Raw genomic sequence first — 16,419 nt, forward strand, 5'->3', positions numbered from 1 at the left:
TACAAGCAAAGCGTCTTAGCGCTATGCTGCGGCGCATATAGTGCAATTCCCCGGAAAACACCAGCCCAATTCACAAGCCGGCTTTTCAGCCCCAAATGGCGGGTTTTATCCTTGTCAAAGCCATTTCTTCCATTTGAAGAAGGCGATCAGCCCAAACGCGACAAGCGCCATGAACAGCAGCGATGCCGGATAGCCATAATAGGCTTTCAGCTCCGGCATATTCCAGGGCGAAGACTGTGGATCGAAATTCATGCCCCAGATGCCGACCAGAAAGGTGAGCGGCATGAAGATGACCGAGACGATGGTGAGATAGCTGATGACGTCGTTGGTACGCGCCTGGCTCAGCGACAGATGCATCTCGATCAGGCCGGTCAGCATGTCGCGCTGGGTTTCGACCAGTTCGATCAGCCTGAGCGAATGGTCGAGCGTGTCGTTGAGAAAGATCTTGGTTTCGGCCTTCACATAGGGCACGTCGTTGCGGATCAGCGTTGCCAGCGCATCGCGCATCGGCCACAGCACCCCCTTCAGCACATTGGCGTCGCGCCGCAATTCATGCAGTTGCCGCATCTGATGCTTGTGCGGCGAATTCAGCATCTCGTCCTCGATGCCGTCGACCAGCTCACCGGCGGCCTCGATCGGCGGAAAATAGCTGTCGACGACGGCGTCGATCAGCGCGTAGGCGAGGTAGTCGGCGCCGCGCGCGCGCAACCGGTTGGGCGCCGAGCTTTCGATGCGCTTGCGCACGGGATCGAACGGGTCGCCTTCACGCTCCTGGAAGGTGACGACGAAGTTCTTGCCAAAGAAGACGGCGATCTGCTCGTAGCGATGCGACGTGACATCGTCGATCATCCTGACGACGACAAAGGCATGATCCTCGAAGAAGTCGACCTTCGGCCGCTGGCCGGTGTTGACGACGTCCTCCAGCGCCAGCGGATGCAGGCTGAAAATGCGGCCGATCTCCTCGATCAGCGGAATGTTGGCGAGGCCGGTGCAGTCGAGCCAGATGACCGGCCATTTGTCGCAATGGGTGTTGAGGTCGTCGATGCTGGCGTTTTCGATGGTCTTGAATTTCTGCGGCGAGATCAGGGTCAGCCGCAGTTCCGAGCGCCGCGCCGCCGGATCGGCGATCAGCGTGCCAGGAGACGCACCGACCGGCGGCCGTCGCGTCTTCACGGGCGCCCGCTTTTTCACCACCTCGGCCTTTGCCATGTGCCCCTCGAGCGTAAAGTCGAATTGAAGTTAGACGAGAGCCATCACCCGGCAAAGACCCGCTTGGGCTTGAACATGCCTTGCTCGATGGCACCTATGGCGACCAGCTTGCCGCGCGCCGTGGCGCAGGCTTCTTCGGCTTCCACCGGTGCGTCGCGGCCGCGGATGATGACCGGATTGCCGAGGCGGATCTTCGTCGCCGCGTCGTCGCTGATGGCGATCTGCGGCAGGCAGTCGAGGGCCGCTGATGTATCCACCAGAAGCGCATCGATGGCGTCGAAGTCGATTGGCGCTTCCACCACGTCAGCGGCTTCTATCGTGTCAGCGGCGTCTGTCGCGTCTGGGTTGTCTTCACCCGGCGTACCGAAACGGGCGGCTTCCAGTTCGGCGATGGTGACGAAATCCTCCGGGGTGAACGGCTCGACCTCGACCCGGCGCAGTTCGGAAATATGGCCGAAGCAGCCGAGGTCGCGGCCCATGTCGCGGGCCAGCGAGCGCACATAGGTGCCCTTGCCGCATTCGACCTCGAAAACGGTATGGTCGGTGTCGTGCTCGATCACTTCCAACCGACCGATCTCGATCTCCCGCGCGGGTATGTCGACCGTCGCGCCGTCGCGGGCCAGATCATAGGCGCGCTCGCCTGCGATTTTGATGGCCGAGAATTGCGGCGGCATCTGCATGATGACGCCCGTGTATTTCGGCAGCAGCGCAATCACTTCGGCTTCCGACGGACGCAAGTCAGAGCTCTTCGTCACCGGACCTTCGAGATCATCGGTGGAGCGCTCCTGCCCCCAGGCAACGGTGAAGCGATAGATCTTGGCGCCGTCCTGCACGTAAGGCACGGTCTTGGTGGCTTCGCCGAGCGCGATCGGCAGCATGCCGGAGGCGAGCGGGTCGAGCGTGCCGGCATGGCCGGCCTTTTCCGCCTGGAACAGCCATTTGATCTTGGAGACGGCTTCGGTCGAACCCATGCCAACCGGCTTGTCCAGGACCAGCCAGCCCGAGATCGGCCGGCCCTTCTTCTTGCCGCGACGCGCCACTATTCAGTGTCCTTGTTGTCGTCTTTGTCCTGGTCTTCGGGGGCCAGATCGCGCGCCACTTCGGGCGACTTCAAGAGATCGTTGATCCTGGCGAAATTGTCGAAGGAGGTGTCGAGCTTGAAGCGGAACTCCGGCATGAACTTCATCTGCCGCAGCGCGCCGGAGACACGGCCGCGCACGAACTTCGCATGCTTGTTCAGCGCCTCGACCACCGCATCGGTATCCTTGGCGCCGAGCGGCGAGACGAAAGCGGTGGCGACCTTCAGGTCGGGCGACATGCGCACTTCCGAGACCGAAACCACGGTATTCTCGATCAGCGGATCGATGATCTCGCCGCGCTGCAAGGTTTCGGACAGCGCATGGCGGACCTGTTCGGCGACGCGCAGCATGCGCTGGGATGGGCTGGATGTGGTTGGACGGGGCATTTTTCTCGATCCTGAAAGCGTGAGGCGCGGGATGGGACCGTGCCACATGTCTCATATGGTCATTCTCAATAGGACCTGCTCAATAGACTTGGGGGCGGCGGTCTTTCGACCACCGCCCGGTATGGACAAGTCACTCGAACTCAGAGTGTCCGGGTCACCATCTCGACGCGGAAGCACTCGATGACGTCGCCGACGCGCATGTCCTCGTAGTTCTGGAAGGCCATGCCGCACTCCTGGCCGCCGGGAACTTCCGCAACCTCGTCCTTGAAGCGCTTCAGGGTCTTCAGCGTGCCTTCGTGGATGACAACATTGTCGCGGATCAGGCGCACGCCAGCACCACGCTCGACCTTGCCTTCGGTGACACGGCAGCCGGCGATCTTGCCGACCTTGGTGATGTCGAAGATTTCGAGGATCTGCGCATTGCCGATGAAGGTCTCGCGACGCTCCGGCGACAACAGGCCCGATAGAGCCGCCTTCACGTCATCCACAAGGTTGTAGATGATCGAGTAGTAGCGGATCTCGATGCCCGCAGCAGCGGCAGCGGCACGTGCCTGCACGTTGGCGCGGACGTTGAAGCCGATGATCGCCGCACCCGAAGTCTCCGCCAGCGACACGTCGCTTTCGGTGATGGCACCGGCGCCGGCATGGACGATGCGCGCACGCACCTCGTCGGTACCGAGCTTGTCCAGCGCCGCATTGATCGCCTCGATCGAGCCCTGCACGTCGCCCTTGATGACCAGCGGGAATTCCTTCAGCCCGCTCGTCTGCAACTGCGACATCATCTGCTCGAGCGAACCGCGCTGACCGGCATGCTTGGCCACAGCCTTCTCGCGCGCCAGACGCTGGCGGTATTCGGTGATCTCGCGGGCACGGGCTTCGTTGTTGACCACGGCGAAGCGGTCGCCGGCCTGCGGGGTACCCTGCAGGCCAAGCACTTCCACCGGCATCGCCGGCGGCGCTTCCTTGATCTGCCCGCCACGATCGTTGACCAGCGCGCGCACCCGGCCCCATTCGTTGCCGGCAACAAGGATGTCGCCCGGCATCAGCGTGCCGGTCTGCACCAGCACGGTGGCGACGGGGCCACGGCCCTTGTCGAGCTGGGCTTCGATGACGACACCCTCGGCGGTACGGTCCGGATTGGCCTTGAGGTCGAGGATTTCGGCCTGCAGCAGGATCGCTTCGAGCAGCTTGTCGAGATTGGTGCCCTTGGTCGCCGACACTTCGACGTCCAGCACTTCACCGCCCATGGATTCGACGAAGACCTCGTGGCGCAGCAGTTCGGAGCGCACCTTCTGCGGATCGGCATCATGCTTGTCGATCTTGTTGATCGCTACGATGATCGGGACGCCGGCCGCCTTGGCGTGGCTGATCGATTCGATCGTCTGCGGCATGACGCTGTCGTCGGCCGCAACCACCAGGATGGCGATGTCGGTCGCCTGGGCGCCACGAGCACGCATCGCCGTGAAGGCGGCGTGGCCTGGCGTGTCGATGAAGGTGATCTTGTGACCGTTCTTCTCGACTTGATAGGCGCCGATATGCTGCGTGATGCCACCGGCTTCGCCGGAGACGACATTGGCGTTGCGGATGGCGTCGAGCAGCGAGGTCTTGCCGTGATCGACATGGCCCATGATCGTCACGACAGGCGGACGCGTCACCAGGTCCTCGGCATTGTCGGCGATGTTGAACAGGCCTTCCTCGATGTCGGATTCGGCGACGCGGCGAACCGTATGGCCGAATTCGGTGGCAACCAGCTCCGCCGTATCGGCGTCGATGACGTCGCCCGGCTTCAGGATCTGGCCCTGCTTCATGAAGAACTTGACCAGGTCGACCGCACGCTCGGACATGCGCTGCGCCAGTTCCTGGATGGTGATGGTCTCTGGCAAGATCACTTCGCGCATGACTTTCTCGCGCGGCTCATTGTGCATCGCGCGCTTGAATTTTTCCTGGCGGCGACGCATCGACGACAGCGAACGGGCCCGCGCGTCCTCATCGGACAATGCGGAATTCAGCGTCAGCTTGCCACGGCGGCGGTCTTCCTCGGCCTTGGTCGGCTTGGCCGGACGCGCCACTTCAGGCGTGACCGGGCGGCGCACCGGGGCACCGGCGCCAGTCCGCTTCGGCTTGACCTCTTCCTCGTCGTCGACCGTCGCCAGTTCAGCGGCCAGCGGCGCACGGCGGCGTGCCTCTTCCTCGGCGCGACGGCGGGATTCGGCCTCGGTCTGCAGCCGCGCCTCTTCCTCGGCCTGGCGGCGCGCGGATTCCTCGCGTTCGCGGCGACGGCGCTCTTCGTCCTCGGCGCGGCGCTTGGCGTCCTCGGCGGCGCGCTGACGGTCCTCGACCTCGCGTACCTTCGAGCCTTCGAGCGCCCTGCGGCGCGCTTCCATTTCACTGCGCGACAGTTCGTTCAGCACCATGCCGCTGCGCTCGACCGGTGGCGGCGGCGGTGGTGGCGGCGCCTTCGGCGCTTCCTGCACGACGGGTGCTGCCACAACCGCCGGCTTCGGCGTGAAGACGGGGGCGGCAACCGGCTCCGGCTTGTCGCCGGGCATCGAGAACTTGCGCTTTTTGGTTTCGACGACGACCTGCTTGGTGCGGCCGTGCGAGAAGTTCTGGCGCACGGTGCCCTGTTCCATCCCGGGGCGCTTCAGCGTCAAGGTCTTCTTCGGCGTCACACTCAGCGTATTGTCGTCACCCGATTTCGTATCGCTCATTCCATATCCTCTGCGGCATCATCTTCGTCAGCAACAGCCGCAAGCATTGCCAGATCGTCCGGGGAACCGCCCCGATACCGGTCGAGCGCAACCATGCGCTTCTGGACCGCCCTGCCCGCGTCTCCCGCGAGAACGGCAGCATGTATCACATTTGTACCCCCCAATGCCAAGCTCAACTCGGCCTCGGAGAAAAGTTTGTAGGCAAGGATAGCGGGCCCGCCGAGATGGACTGTTGCCCGTCGCGCCTGGCTGATCTTACGCACGCCGTCGTCGGACGCCTCAGTCGCGTGGAGCACGAAAAGTGCCAATCCGCCGCGCACCGCGCTCTCGACCTTGGTGGCTCCAAGAGAAATTGCGCCTGCCTTGCGGGCGAGCCCAAGCATGCCCAGAGCGGATCTGGAAAGCAGCCCGTCGACCATGCCGCCAAGATCGGGCGGCACGACCACCTGTGCCTTGAAGGCGCGGGCAAAAAGGTTCTTCGCCGCAGCCTTGTCGATATGTAGGCGGTCGGCGCTCACCCAGCAACCACGGCCGGGCAGATTTCTCTTGATGTCGGGTACGACGGCCGAATCCGGGCCGACGACGAACCGGATCAATTCATCCGGTTCGGCCTGCCTGCGGGTGACGATGCAGGTGCGATCGTTCATCTCGTCCAAGGGCGGGTTCGGTGCGATGCGGTTTCACCTCACGCACCAACGGCTTCGTCAGCCGGTTCTTCGGCTGGAAGCTCGTCTTCGGTGATCCAGCCAGCCTTGAGGCGGGCGGCCAGAACCATCTGCTCGGCATCGGCGCGTGTCACGCCATGACTGGCCAGCACACCCGGATACACCTTGGTCTCGCCGTCCTTGCGTTCCTTCCAGCCGGTCAGGTCGTCAGCGGCATAGCCGGCGAAATCCTCGATCGTCTTCACGCCGTCCTCGCCGAGCGTCACCATCATGGCGGTGGTGACGCCGGGGATTTCGCGCAGCTCGTCGGAGACGCCGAGCGCCTTGCGCTTGTCGTCGTGTTCGGCTTCGATCTTCTCCAGATACTCGCGGGCGCGGGTCTGGATTTCCGAAGCGGTGTCTTCGTCGAAGCCATCGATCGAGGCGATCTCGCCGGAATCGACGTAAGCGACTTCCTCGACGCTGGTGAAGCCTTCTGAGGCCAGCACCTGGCCGACCATCTCGTCGACGTCGAGGGCTTCCATGAACAGCGACGAACGCTCGACGAATTCCTTCTGGCGACGCTCGGATTCCTCGGCCTCGGTCAGGATGTCGATATCCCAGCCGGTCAGTTGCGAAGCGAGCCGCACGTTCTGGCCGCGGCGGCCGATGGCCAGCGACAGCTGATCGTCGGGAACCACGACCTCGATGCGTTCGGCATCCTCGTCGAGCACGACCTTGGCGACTTCCGCCGGCTGCAACGCGTTGACGATGAACGACGCGGCCGAAGGCGACCACGGAATGATGTCGATCTTCTCGCCCTGCAATTCGCCGACGACGGCCTGGACGCGGCTGCCGCGCATACCGACGCAGGCGCCGACCGGATCGATCGAAGAATCACGCGAGATGACGGCGATCTTGGCACGCGAGCCGGGGTCGCGGGCAACCGACTTGATCTCGATGATGCCGTCATAGATTTCGGGCACTTCCATAGTGAAGAGCTTGGCCATGAACTGCGGATGGGTGCGCGACAGGAAGATCTGCGGGCCGCGCTGCTCGCGGCGCACGTCGTAGACATAGGCGCGGACGCGGTCGCCATATTTGTAGTTTTCGCGCGGGATCAGTTCGTCGCGACGGATGATCGCCTCGCCACGGCCGAGATCGACGATAACGTTGCCGTATTCGACACGCTTGACGGTGCCGTTGACGATCTCGCCGATGCGGTCCTTATATTCGTCGTACTGGCGGTCACGCTCGGCCTCGCGCACCTTCTGCACAATGACCTGCTTGGCCGACTGGGCGGCGATGCGGCCGAAATCCATCGGCGGCAGCTGTTCGGCGATGAAGTCGCCAAGCTGGGCGTCGGGATTGCGCTCGCGCGCCGAGGAAATGGCGATCTGGGTGGCGTAGTCGTCGACTTTCTCGACCACTTCCATCAGCCGCTGCAGCTTCATCTCGCCGGTGTTCGGGTTGATGTCGGCGCGGATGTTGGTCTCCTGACCGTAACGCGAGCGCGCGGCCTTCTGGATCGCATCGGCCATGGCGGCGATGACGATCGACTTGTCGATCGACTTTTCACGCGCGACCGCATCGGCAATCTGCAGCAGTTCAAGCCTGTTGGCGCTTACAACCATCGTTTTTCTCCCGAGCTTGTTGCCGGACCTTTGCGCCCGGCAGCTCAATCATAGTTCCTGTTCGGTTTCGTTTTCCGCGCCGGCTTCCGCACCCTCGGGCGCATCGTCGTCCGGTTCGCCGCGGCGTTTCTTGGCTTCCTTGCGCGCCCGGTTGTCTTTCGACAGGGCATCGCGAATGAGATCGTCGGTCAGGATCAGGCGCGTTTCGGAAATCGCGTCATAAGGGACCCGAACCGTCGGCTCCTCGCCATAGGCGGCCTTTTCGCGCTCGATCAGCACATCGCTATCACCGGCCTCAACGATCTTGCCCTTGAACCGCTTGCGGTCGGCGACGATGATCGAAGTCTCCAGCTTGACCAGGTGGCCGGTCCAGGTCGCGAAATCCGATTTGCGGACCAGCGGCCGGTCGATGCCGGGCGACGAGACTTCGAGGTGATAGGCCTTCTCGATCGGATCATCGACGTCGAGGGCCGGCGACACCGCGCGGCTGACCTCTTCGCAATCCTCGACGGTCATGGTGCCGTCCTCGCGCTCCGCCATGATCTGCAGCGTCAGCCCGTTCTGGCCCGACAGATGCACCCGCACGAGGCGGAAGCCGATGCCGCGCAGAACCGGCTGGACGATCAGCGCGATGCGCGCATCGATGCCGCTTTCGCGGATGATGCGGTCGTCGCCCTCGTTTGCCGTTGCAGTCATTCGATCCCTGTCGTTCTACCCGAAGATATCGGCAGGTAATAAAAAAGAGCGGGACCGGGTGGACCCACTCTTCGTCATACCGACCAAGAATTTGAGGCTGATATAAACGATCATGGCCGTTGTTTCAAGCCCGCCGTACCCGCGCCGACAAAAGCGGTGGCACCGCCAGCGTTGCGCCAGACGCATGGCCTCCATGCGGTAGTGCCCCTGTGAGCATCAACGTTGCATCACCATTTATGTTGCATCGCACAAAGATGACTACACGTCACAGCAGCGAAAGGATATCACAATGACCAACCGCAAGATATTATCCGCCATAGGCGATCTCTTCACGACATTTGGCAGTGCAGTGGCGGCTTCGCGTGCCGTGGAAGCCGGCCGCAAGCCGCGCGCGGACGACCTGCGCAAGCTCGGTATGGATCCGGCTGTCTTCAACAGGATCGGCCGTTTCTAAACATTTGGCGGGCGGATGGCGTTCGGCTTTGCCCCTCGGCGGACGCCGGAGGCGGTGCGCCATGAGCGCGCTTACGTCCGAACGAAGGTAAGATAGGCCGGCCGCCGGCCTTCGCGAATGGCCTTTGCCTCGTAACGCGTGCCCGGCCAGCCATCGTAAGGCCGATGCCAATCCGCCGCCTCCAAAGCCTGCCACGCGAACGCGTCATGCGCCCGGCAATGCAGCAAGGTCCAGTTCACATAGGTGTCGATATCGGACGCAAAGCGGAATTTTGAACCCGGCTTCAGCACGCGCGCGAAACGGTCGAGATTGATCGGGCTGACGAAACGCCGCTTCCAGTGCTTCTTCTTTGGCCAAGGATCCGGATAGAGAAGATCGATACCGGCGAGCGAAGCTTGCGGCAGCCAGTCGAGCAGCCGGGTGGCGTCGTCGTCATAAACCCTGAGATTGGCGAGCGGCTTCTCCCTCACCGCCATCATCATCTTGGCCATGCCATTGACGAAGGGCTCGACGCCGATAAAGCCGGTCGAGGGCGCCTCGGTGGCGCGATGCAGGAGATGTTCGCCGCCGCCGAAGCCGATTTCGAGACGAACCGCCGAAACATCCGCTGCAAACAGAGTGCTCAGATCAGCCGGCGGTTCAGCCGTCAGATCGAGCCGATACGTGCCGAAACCGCTTTCCAGCGCGGCCGCCTGCTGCGGACGCATGGTCTTGCCGCGCCGGCGACCGAAGAAGGCTTCGGTCGCGCGGCTTGGTCTGTCCTTCGGGTCCATGAGCAGGACTTTGCGGCGCCGCTGTCAGGCGGCGACCGCGTCCTTGAGCGCCTTGGCGAGATCGGTCTTTTCCCAGGAGAAGGACCCGTCGCGGCCGGCCTTGCGGCCGAAATGGCCGTAAGACGACGTCTTGGCGTAGATCGGCTTGTTGAGATCGAGATGGCGGCGGATGCCTGAAGGCGACAGATCCATCACGGAGCGCAGCGCCTCCTCGAGCTTGGCCTCGTCAACCTTGCCGGTGCCGTGCAGGTCGACATAGACCGACAGCGGCTGGGCAACGCCGATGGCGTAGGAAAGCTGGATGGTGCAGCGGTCGGCGAGTTTCGCCGCCACGACGTTCTTGGCGAGGTAGCGCGCCGCATAGGCCGCCGAACGATCGACCTTGGTGGTGTCCTTGCCCGAAAAAGCGCCGCCGCCATGCGGTGCGGCACCGCCATAGGTGTCGACGATGATCTTGCGGCCAGTCAGCCCGGCGTCGCCATCCGGCCCGCCAATGACGAACTTGCCGGTCGGGTTGATGTACCACATGCAGTTGTCGGCGATCTTGAGCTCGCCCAGTGCCTCGCGGATATAGGGTTCGACGACCTTGCGGACCTTCTTCGAATCCCAGCTCGCATCGAGATGCTGTGTCGACAACACGATCTGCGTCGCCTCGGCAGCCTTGCCGTCGACGTAGCGGACCGTCACCTGGCTCTTGGCGTCCGGACCGAGCTTGCCGGCTTCACCGCTGCCTTCGTGGCGGGCGGCGGCCAGCAGTTCGAGGATCTTGTGGCTGTAGTAGATCGGCGCCGGCATCAGATCCGGCGTCTCGCGGCAGGCGTAACCAAACATGATGCCCTGGTCGCCGGCACCTTCCTCGCCCTGACGGTCGGACGCGTTGTCGACGCCCTGGCCGATATCCGGCGACTGGCCGTGCAGCAGGACCTCGATCTTCGCGGTCTTCCAGTGGAAGCCGGCCTGCTCATAGCCGATTTCGCGGATCGCCTTGCGGGCAACCGACTTGAACTTCGCCGGATTGACGACCGGATGGCCGGCGGTATCTTTGAGGATGTTGCCTTCCTTGTCCTTCTTCAGCAGCGTCTCGGGGACGCGCACTTCGCCAGCGATGACGACGCGGTTGGTGGTGGCCAGCGTCTCGCAGGCGACACGGACTTTCCATGGGTCCATGCCGGTCTTCTTGGCTTCGCGATAGACCAGATCGACGATCTCGTCGGAGATCCGGTCGCAGACTTTGTCGGGATGGCCCTCGGCAACGGATTCCGAGGTAAAGAAGTAATTCTGCCGCGTCACGGGTGTCCCCTCTTGAAAAAACGATCGGCAGGCTGCCGATTTTGGCGCGCCACGTGTTAGCGGGGCAAAGCGCCGCTCGTCAAGCGGTGCTGCCGTTCTGGCATGAATGTCGATGCAGTTATCTTGTGCCACCGGCGGCAGGCTGCCGCCGGTTAGAGCAGGATTGCGGATCAGTCGGGATCATCAGTGGAGAGCGACTTGACAAGGTCTATGATCCTGCGGCGCACCTTGGCGTCGGCGATCTTGACGAAGGCCCGGTTGAGCTGAAGGCCTTCAGGACTGCCGCAGAATTCGACGGCGAAAGCCATCGACGCGTCCTCGGCAAAGCCACGGCCGGGTACGGCCTCCTGACCGGGCGCATCCTCGAAAAAGAAAGCGACAGGCACGCCGAGAATGGACGCGATCGCTTGCAGACGGCTGGCGCCGACGCGGTTGGTGCCCTTTTCATATTTCTGAATCTGTTGAAATGTGATGCCGAGGTTCTCGCCCAGTTTCTCCTGGCTCATTCCCAGCATATTGCGGCGAAGCCGGATGCGACTGCCGACATGGATATCGATCGGATTCGGTTTCTTCTTGTTGTCTTCTGTCATTTTTTCCTCGCCGAATTTTTTCGGCTTTCTCTATTTTTTCTTGCCCAAACGAAGCCGGTGGCAACTGCCCCAACAGAACGATCCACCGACTTCGAGAAATTTTCAGGCGCTTACAGTATGAGTTTCTAATGTGTGGGCTGTCAATTCACCCGTAGCCTTTGCCTTACGTTCAACAGAGCGGCGGCGATGGCAAACAGCAACATGATCAGCATTCCGTTAATGCGTCGTTGGCCAGGAGATATGACCGCCTGTCCGGAAATCGGTACGCGGGCATCGATGGCGCCGCGCGCGTCGATCGCCAGCGCGTCGACGATGCGGCCGCGCGGATCGACGACGGCCGAGATGCCGTTGTTGGCAGCACGCAACAATGGCAATCCATTCTCCACCGCACGGATCTGGGCCTGCCTGAAATGCTGATACGGACCCGGCGTGTCGCCAAACCACGCATCATTGGTAACGTTCACAATAAGCTGCGCTGACGTAGCGTCAACTGCCACCAGATCGGGAAAGATCACCTCATAACAGATAAATGGCAGCGCACGGATGCCGTCAGGCAGCGTGATGGCATGCCGCTCGTTGCCGGCCGCAAATGTCATCGGCCCGGCAACCAGTTGCTCGATGCCGAAACGCTCGAGCAGATCGGCGAAAGGCAGATATTCGCCGAACGGCACCAGATGAACCTTGTCGACGGCGTCGACGATTTCACCCTTGTCGTCGATCGCCACCACGGAGTTGTAGTAGCGGCTGTCGGCATTCGCGGCCGAGCCGCCTTCCTCGCGGACGACGCCGGCGATCAGCATCTGGCCGGGTCCGAGCATGTCGCCCAGCGCCGTCAACGCATCCGGACGCTCGGTGAAGAGAAACGGCACCGAGGTTTCGGGCCACAGGATCAATTGCGGCTTTTCTTGACCGGGGTCCGGCGCCTTGGCCGACAGCCCCATCAAGGTGGCGAAGATGCGGTCGCGCACCGAGGCGTCCCACTTTTCCGACAGATCCACGGCCGGCTGGACTATGCGGACATCCAGGCTGCGCGTCGCCGGCTTTTCGGGAGCGGCAAGCCTGACATAGCCGAAACCGATATGGGCGGCGGCGAGGGCGGCAAACAGCGCCGCGCCGAGGCGCAGATGCCGGCGCGCCGCCAGCAGCGCCGGCAATGCGAAGACGAACACCGCGAGCGCGTTCATGCCGATCATGCCGGTCACCGAGACGCTCTGCATCAACAAGGGCACGGGCATGGCCGCATAGCCGATCGCATTCCAGGGAAAACCGGTGAACAGGAAGTCGCGCAGCCACTCCGTCAGCCCGAAACCAAACGCAAGGGCCGCGATGCGGCCGATATCGCTGCTCCACAGCAGGCGGGCAACCATTGCCGCAAAGCCGTAGAAAAAGGCGAGTGCGAAGGGAATGCCGATCACAGCGAAGGGAAGCGCCCAGGCAAAGCTGTCGGCCTCGACCAGCAGTGCCGAGCCGATCCACCACAGGCCGGCGAGGAAATAGCCGAAGCCGAACCACCAGCCGACGGCGAAGGCAGGCCGCAGGCGCCGGAACAGGCTGCCGGAGGCTTCGCCGGTGGCGCCGTCGAGCAGCCAGACCAGCAAGGGAAACGAGATGAAGCAGGCGGCGAAGAAATCGTAAGGGGCCTGGCCAAGCACGGCAAACGCCCCAGCGAGAAAGGCCACGAGCGCGCGCCGCCAACCCCAAAGCAGAATTATCCGGCCGGCCAGGCGCTCCATGCATACTTCCGAGTCGCGCGAATCAGGAAGCAAGATTTAACAGGCTGCGGTCCGCGCTCCAAACGCCGGATGGCTGGCTGCAATGGAAGCTCTGGCCACCGCCCTACCGGTGCCAGCCGTCTATACGCAGACCGCCCGACCGTTCGGCCTCTTTCCGGGAAACGGTGCGGATGGGCTGCGTGAAGGTCCAGACATGGCCCTCGGGATCGCGCGCCCGATACTGGCGTTCGCCGTAGAACTGGTCCGCAGGCTCCCGGATGATTTCGGCGCCCTTTGCCCTGGCGTGCTCACAATGGGCGTCCAGGCCGTCCTTCAGCCGCACATAGACAGATGTTCTTCCCCGAGACGGAAGCCGGGCTGGCGACGTAGTCGGTCCATTCGGAATCGACGATGATGTAGCCGTCGCCGAACCGCATCTCGGAGTGGACAAGCTTTCCCTCGGCATCGCTGACCACCATGCTGCGCGCGAAGCCGAAGGCCGTTTCCAGCCAGTCCAGCGCGGCGCGAGGGTCCCTGTAGAACACACCGGAGCCCAGGCTTGAGTGTTTGAACGGGTCGTCGATCATCGTCGGGCGAGCGAAACGCTCACGCCTGTTCAGCGCGGACCGTGGCGCGCCGGCGGCGCTCGCCCTTTTGGCTCTGCACGATGCGCACACGCTTGACGCGGCGCGGATCGGCATCGAGCACATGGAACTCGAAGCCCGGAATGGCCTGCACCACCTCGCCGCGCGCCGGAACGCGGCCAAGCGTGTTGAAGATCATGCCGCCGATGGTGTCGACATATTCGCCATGTTCGCCGGCGGCGAAATCCTCGCCGATCATCTTGGCGACGTCGTCGATCTCGGCCTTGCCGTCGACGATGAAGACGCCATCGCCGCTCTGGGTAATCATCGGCTCGTCTTCGTCATGCTCGTCCTCGATGTCGCCGACCACCATCTCGACGATGTCTTCGAGCGAGGCAAGGCCATCGGTGCCGCCATATTCATCGATGACCAGCGCCATCTGCGTGCGCGTTGTCTGCATGCGGCCCATCAGGTCGGAGGCAAGCATCGACGGCGGCACGAACAGCACCTGGCGGATCAGGTTGAGGTCGCCAATGGTGCGCGCGAGGTCGACCTGGGTGAGGTCGAGAACCGTGGCGGCAGGGGTTTTCCTGGTCGCGCGGCCCTTCTTGACGCGCGCGATCTTGGTGATGTGGGCCAGCACGTCACGGATATGGACCATGCCGCGCGGATCATCGAGCGTCTCGGAATAGACCGGCATGCGCGAATGGCCGGATTGTTCGAAGGTGCCCAGGAGATCGCCGAGCGTCGTCGTGATCTCGACTGCCTGGATGTCGGCGCGCGGCACCATGACGTCCTCGACGCGCACCTCGCGCAAGCGCAGGATGTTGTTGAGCATGGCGCGTTCGCCAGGCGAGAAGGATTCGGCATCGCTCGTGGTTTCGGCAAGCGCGCCGGCGATTTCCTCACGCAGGCTGGTTCCGTTGCGTTGCCGGAACAGGCCCAGCACGCGGTCGAACAGGGAGGGACCGGCAAGCGATGACTCGCTGGCAACGCTGCCGGTAACGGTACTCGGACTTGATCCCTCTTCCGACGTATCGGAAGCCTTGGACGCACTGCCGGCGTCGGGGCGGGCGGCAGTCTCTGGTTTGTCGTTCATCGTCGTCCGGTCAATTGGTCTTTTGTAGTTACGCGTAGGGATCGGGAATGGCAAGCCTTGCGAGCGATGCGCGCTCGATGGCCTCCATTGCCTCGGCCTCGGCATCGGTCTCGTGATCATAGCCCAAAAGGTGCAGCAGGCCGTGGATGACGAGATGGGTAATATGGTTCTCGACAGGCTTGTCTTCCAGTGCCGCTTCACGCGCGACCGTCTCGGCGGCGAGCACGATGTCACCCAGCATCGGCGGCAACGGAGCGCCTTGCACTAGCGGAAAAGCCGGGAAAGACAAGACGTTGGTCGGATTGTCCTTGCCGCGCCAGCCGGCGTTGAGGGTCCGGATATGGGCGTCGTCGGAAAAAACGAGGCTGAGTTCGGAACGGCCCGCCACGCCGGTCTCGGCAAAAGCAGCCGCGACAGCGCGATCGACCAGCCGCGTCAGGCTTGCCTCATCGGGCCAATCGCCTGCTTCGACTGATATATCAATCTCGACGGGGACCGGAAGTGCCCCGTCGCCGGATATGTTGTCCTCAGGCATGAGGCCACATCGTCACATCAATTCTCGGCGCCGAGGCCGCGCGCCAGTTTGGCATCCCGGTCATACGCCCTGACGATTTCCGCCACCAGCGGATGGCGGACGACGTCGCCATCGTTGAAGCGCACGGTTACCGCGCCCGCCACGCCGTCCAGCACACGCAAGGCTTCGACCAGGCCCGATTTGGTGTTCGAGGGCAGGTCGATCTGCGTCGGATCGCCGGTGACGATCATGCGCGAGTTCTCGCCGAGACGGGTCAGGAACATCTTCATCTGCATCGGCGTGGTGTTCTGCGCCTCATCGAGGATGACCGCGGCATGCGCCAGCGTACGGCCGCGCATGAAGGCGAGCGGCGCGATCTCGATCACTTCGGCGGCAATGGCCCGCTCGACCTTGTCGGCAGGCATCATGTCGTAGAGCGCATCATAGAGTGGCCGCAGATAGGGATCGACCTTCTCCTTCATGTCGCCCGGCAGGAAGCCCAGCCGTTCGCCGGCCTCGACCGCCGGCCGCGACAGGATGATGCGTTCGACCATGCCGCGTTCGAGCAGCATCGCCGCATGCGCCACCGCCAGATAGGTCTTGCCGGTGCCGGCCGGGCCGATGCCAAACACCAGTTCCGACCGCTCCAGCGCCCGCATATAGGCGTCCTGGTTGAGCGAGCGGGCATAGATCGTCTTCTTGCGGGTGGCGATCTGGGCGGCGGAGACCTTGCCCTTGCGTTCCAGCGTCGGCAAGGTCAGCTGATCGTCGGCGGCGATCGCCATGCGCACGGCGCCGTCGACGTCGGACTGGCCGATATCGACGCCCTTCTGCAGAATGCCGTAGAGATTATCCAGCGCCCGGCGGGCCTGCTCGGCGGCCGACGCCGAGCCCTTGATGGTCAACTGGTTACCGCGCGAGCGGATGTCGACGCCGAGCTTCTGCTCGAGCCTGGCCAGGTTTTCGTCGAACTGACCGTAAAGGGCGCTGGCAAGCTTGTTGTTGTCGAAAGTCAGAACGATGTGCGCCATGTCAGAAGCCCCA

General features: G+C 63.1%; 15 protein-coding genes and 1 pseudogene. 1 reads left to right on the forward strand and 15 read right to left on the reverse strand.

The window, feature by feature from the left end; all coding sequences use genetic code 11:
* Positions 1-114: 114 nt before the first annotated feature.
* The 7 genes from corA to rimP all read right to left on the reverse strand — a co-directional run bounded on the left by corA (position 115) and on the right by rimP (position 8,359).
* Positions 115-1,209 carry a magnesium/cobalt transporter CorA gene (corA, locus tag B5V02_RS13590; protein WP_111544681.1) on the reverse strand — a complete coding sequence of 365 codons (1,095 nt, stop codon included), beginning with the start codon at positions 1,207-1,209 and terminating at the stop codon, positions 115-117.
* A 44-nt stretch (positions 1,210-1,253) separates the two neighbouring features.
* Positions 1,254-2,249 carry a tRNA pseudouridine(55) synthase TruB gene (gene truB, locus B5V02_RS13595; protein ID WP_111544682.1) on the reverse strand — a complete coding sequence of 332 codons (996 nt, stop codon included), beginning with the start codon at positions 2,247-2,249 and terminating at the stop codon, positions 1,254-1,256.
* Positions 2,249-2,674, reverse strand: a complete 426-nt coding sequence (gene rbfA, locus B5V02_RS13600; protein ID WP_111544683.1) for a 30S ribosome-binding factor RbfA — start codon at positions 2,672-2,674, stop codon at positions 2,249-2,251. Before rbfA ends, truB begins: the two co-directional genes overlap by 1 nt.
* 140 nt (positions 2,675-2,814) lie before the next feature.
* Complete coding sequence (gene infB, locus B5V02_RS13605) at positions 2,815-5,385, reverse strand: translation initiation factor IF-2 (protein ID WP_111544684.1); 2,571 nt, start codon at positions 5,383-5,385, stop codon at positions 2,815-2,817.
* Complete coding sequence (locus B5V02_RS13610; protein WP_111544685.1) at positions 5,382-6,032, reverse strand: RNA-binding protein; 651 nt, start codon at positions 6,030-6,032, stop codon at positions 5,382-5,384. Before B5V02_RS13610 ends, infB begins: the two co-directional genes overlap by 4 nt.
* 38 nt (positions 6,033-6,070) lie before the next feature.
* Positions 6,071-7,663 (reverse strand): transcription termination factor NusA, encoded by a 1,593-nt coding sequence (gene nusA, locus B5V02_RS13615; protein WP_111544686.1) that lies wholly within the window; start codon positions 7,661-7,663, stop codon positions 6,071-6,073.
* Positions 7,664-7,711: 48 nt separating this feature from the next.
* Complete coding sequence (gene rimP, locus B5V02_RS13620) at positions 7,712-8,359, reverse strand: ribosome maturation factor RimP (protein ID WP_111544687.1); 648 nt, start codon at positions 8,357-8,359, stop codon at positions 7,712-7,714.
* A 289-nt stretch (positions 8,360-8,648) separates the two neighbouring features.
* Here rimP and B5V02_RS13625 point away from each other — a divergent pair, with 289 nt between their 5' ends.
* The gene (locus B5V02_RS13625) at positions 8,649-8,813 is read left to right on the forward strand and encodes a hypothetical protein (RefSeq protein ID WP_111544688.1); all 165 of its coding nucleotides are present in this window, start codon (positions 8,649-8,651) and stop codon (positions 8,811-8,813) included.
* A 71-nt stretch (positions 8,814-8,884) separates the two neighbouring features.
* On the opposite strand, the gene trmB is transcribed toward B5V02_RS13625, so the two are convergent.
* The 8 genes and pseudogenes from trmB to B5V02_RS13665 all read right to left on the reverse strand — a co-directional run bounded on the left by trmB (position 8,885) and on the right by B5V02_RS13665 (position 16,406).
* On the reverse strand, positions 8,885-9,586 hold the full coding sequence (gene trmB / locus B5V02_RS13630; RefSeq protein WP_111544689.1) for a tRNA (guanine(46)-N(7))-methyltransferase TrmB: 702 nt from the start codon (positions 9,584-9,586) through the stop codon (positions 8,885-8,887).
* A 24-nt stretch (positions 9,587-9,610) separates the two neighbouring features.
* On the reverse strand, positions 9,611-10,876 hold the full coding sequence (metK, locus tag B5V02_RS13635) for a methionine adenosyltransferase (protein WP_111544690.1): 1,266 nt from the start codon (positions 10,874-10,876) through the stop codon (positions 9,611-9,613).
* Positions 10,877-11,046: 170 nt separating this feature from the next.
* Positions 11,047-11,466, reverse strand: a complete 420-nt coding sequence (locus B5V02_RS13640) for a helix-turn-helix domain-containing protein (RefSeq protein WP_111544691.1) — start codon at positions 11,464-11,466, stop codon at positions 11,047-11,049.
* A 140-nt stretch (positions 11,467-11,606) separates the two neighbouring features.
* Positions 11,607-13,199 (reverse strand): apolipoprotein N-acyltransferase, encoded by a 1,593-nt coding sequence (gene lnt / locus B5V02_RS13645; protein ID WP_111544692.1) that lies wholly within the window; start codon positions 13,197-13,199, stop codon positions 11,607-11,609.
* A 103-nt stretch (positions 13,200-13,302) separates the two neighbouring features.
* Positions 13,303-13,765: pseudogene (locus tag B5V02_RS42655) on the reverse strand (VOC family protein).
* A gap of 19 nt (positions 13,766-13,784) precedes the next feature.
* The gene (locus B5V02_RS13655) at positions 13,785-14,861 is read right to left on the reverse strand and encodes a hemolysin family protein (protein ID WP_111544693.1); all 1,077 of its coding nucleotides are present in this window, start codon (positions 14,859-14,861) and stop codon (positions 13,785-13,787) included.
* 28 nt (positions 14,862-14,889) lie between these two features.
* Positions 14,890-15,396, reverse strand: a complete 507-nt coding sequence (gene ybeY, locus B5V02_RS13660; RefSeq protein WP_111544694.1) for an rRNA maturation RNase YbeY — start codon at positions 15,394-15,396, stop codon at positions 14,890-14,892.
* A gap of 17 nt (positions 15,397-15,413) precedes the next feature.
* Positions 15,414-16,406, reverse strand: coding sequence for a PhoH family protein (locus B5V02_RS13665; protein ID WP_023758127.1), 993 nt, complete (start codon positions 16,404-16,406; stop codon positions 15,414-15,416).
* Positions 16,407-16,419: the final 13 nt, after the last annotated feature.

Origin of the sequence: Mesorhizobium kowhaii (assembly GCF_003253745.1) — a bacterium.
Lineage (GTDB): Bacteria > Pseudomonadota > Alphaproteobacteria > Rhizobiales > Rhizobiaceae > Mesorhizobium > Mesorhizobium kowhaii.

Excerpts from the sequence above, each read along its gene's own strand:
- corA (WP_111544681.1), bottom strand. The coding sequence starts at position 1,209 with ATGGCAAAGGCCGAGGTGGTGAAAAAGCGGGCGCCCGTGAAGACGCGA.
- rbfA (WP_111544683.1), bottom strand. The coding sequence starts at position 2,674 with ATGCCCCGTCCAACCACATCCAGCCCATCCCAGCGCATGCTGCGCGTC.
- infB (WP_111544684.1), bottom strand. The coding sequence starts at position 5,385 with ATGAGCGATACGAAATCGGGTGACGACAATACGCTGAGTGTGACGCCG.
- B5V02_RS13610 (WP_111544685.1), bottom strand. The coding sequence starts at position 6,032 with ATGAACGATCGCACCTGCATCGTCACCCGCAGGCAGGCCGAACCGGAT.
- nusA (WP_111544686.1), bottom strand. The coding sequence starts at position 7,663 with ATGGTTGTAAGCGCCAACAGGCTTGAACTGCTGCAGATTGCCGATGCG.
- rimP (WP_111544687.1), bottom strand. The coding sequence starts at position 8,359 with ATGACTGCAACGGCAAACGAGGGCGACGACCGCATCATCCGCGAAAGC.
- B5V02_RS13625 (WP_111544688.1), top strand. The coding sequence starts at position 8,649 with ATGACCAACCGCAAGATATTATCCGCCATAGGCGATCTCTTCACGACA.
- trmB (WP_111544689.1), bottom strand. The coding sequence starts at position 9,586 with ATGGACCCGAAGGACAGACCAAGCCGCGCGACCGAAGCCTTCTTCGGT.
- B5V02_RS13640 (WP_111544691.1), bottom strand. The coding sequence starts at position 11,466 with ATGACAGAAGACAACAAGAAGAAACCGAATCCGATCGATATCCATGTC.
- lnt (WP_111544692.1), bottom strand. The coding sequence starts at position 13,199 with ATGGAGCGCCTGGCCGGCCGGATAATTCTGCTTTGGGGTTGGCGGCGC.
- B5V02_RS13655 (WP_111544693.1), bottom strand. The coding sequence starts at position 14,861 with ATGAACGACAAACCAGAGACTGCCGCCCGCCCCGACGCCGGCAGTGCG.
- ybeY (WP_111544694.1), bottom strand. The coding sequence starts at position 15,396 with ATGCCTGAGGACAACATATCCGGCGACGGGGCACTTCCGGTCCCCGTC.
- B5V02_RS13665 (WP_023758127.1), bottom strand. The coding sequence starts at position 16,406 with ATGGCGCACATCGTTCTGACTTTCGACAACAACAAGCTTGCCAGCGCC.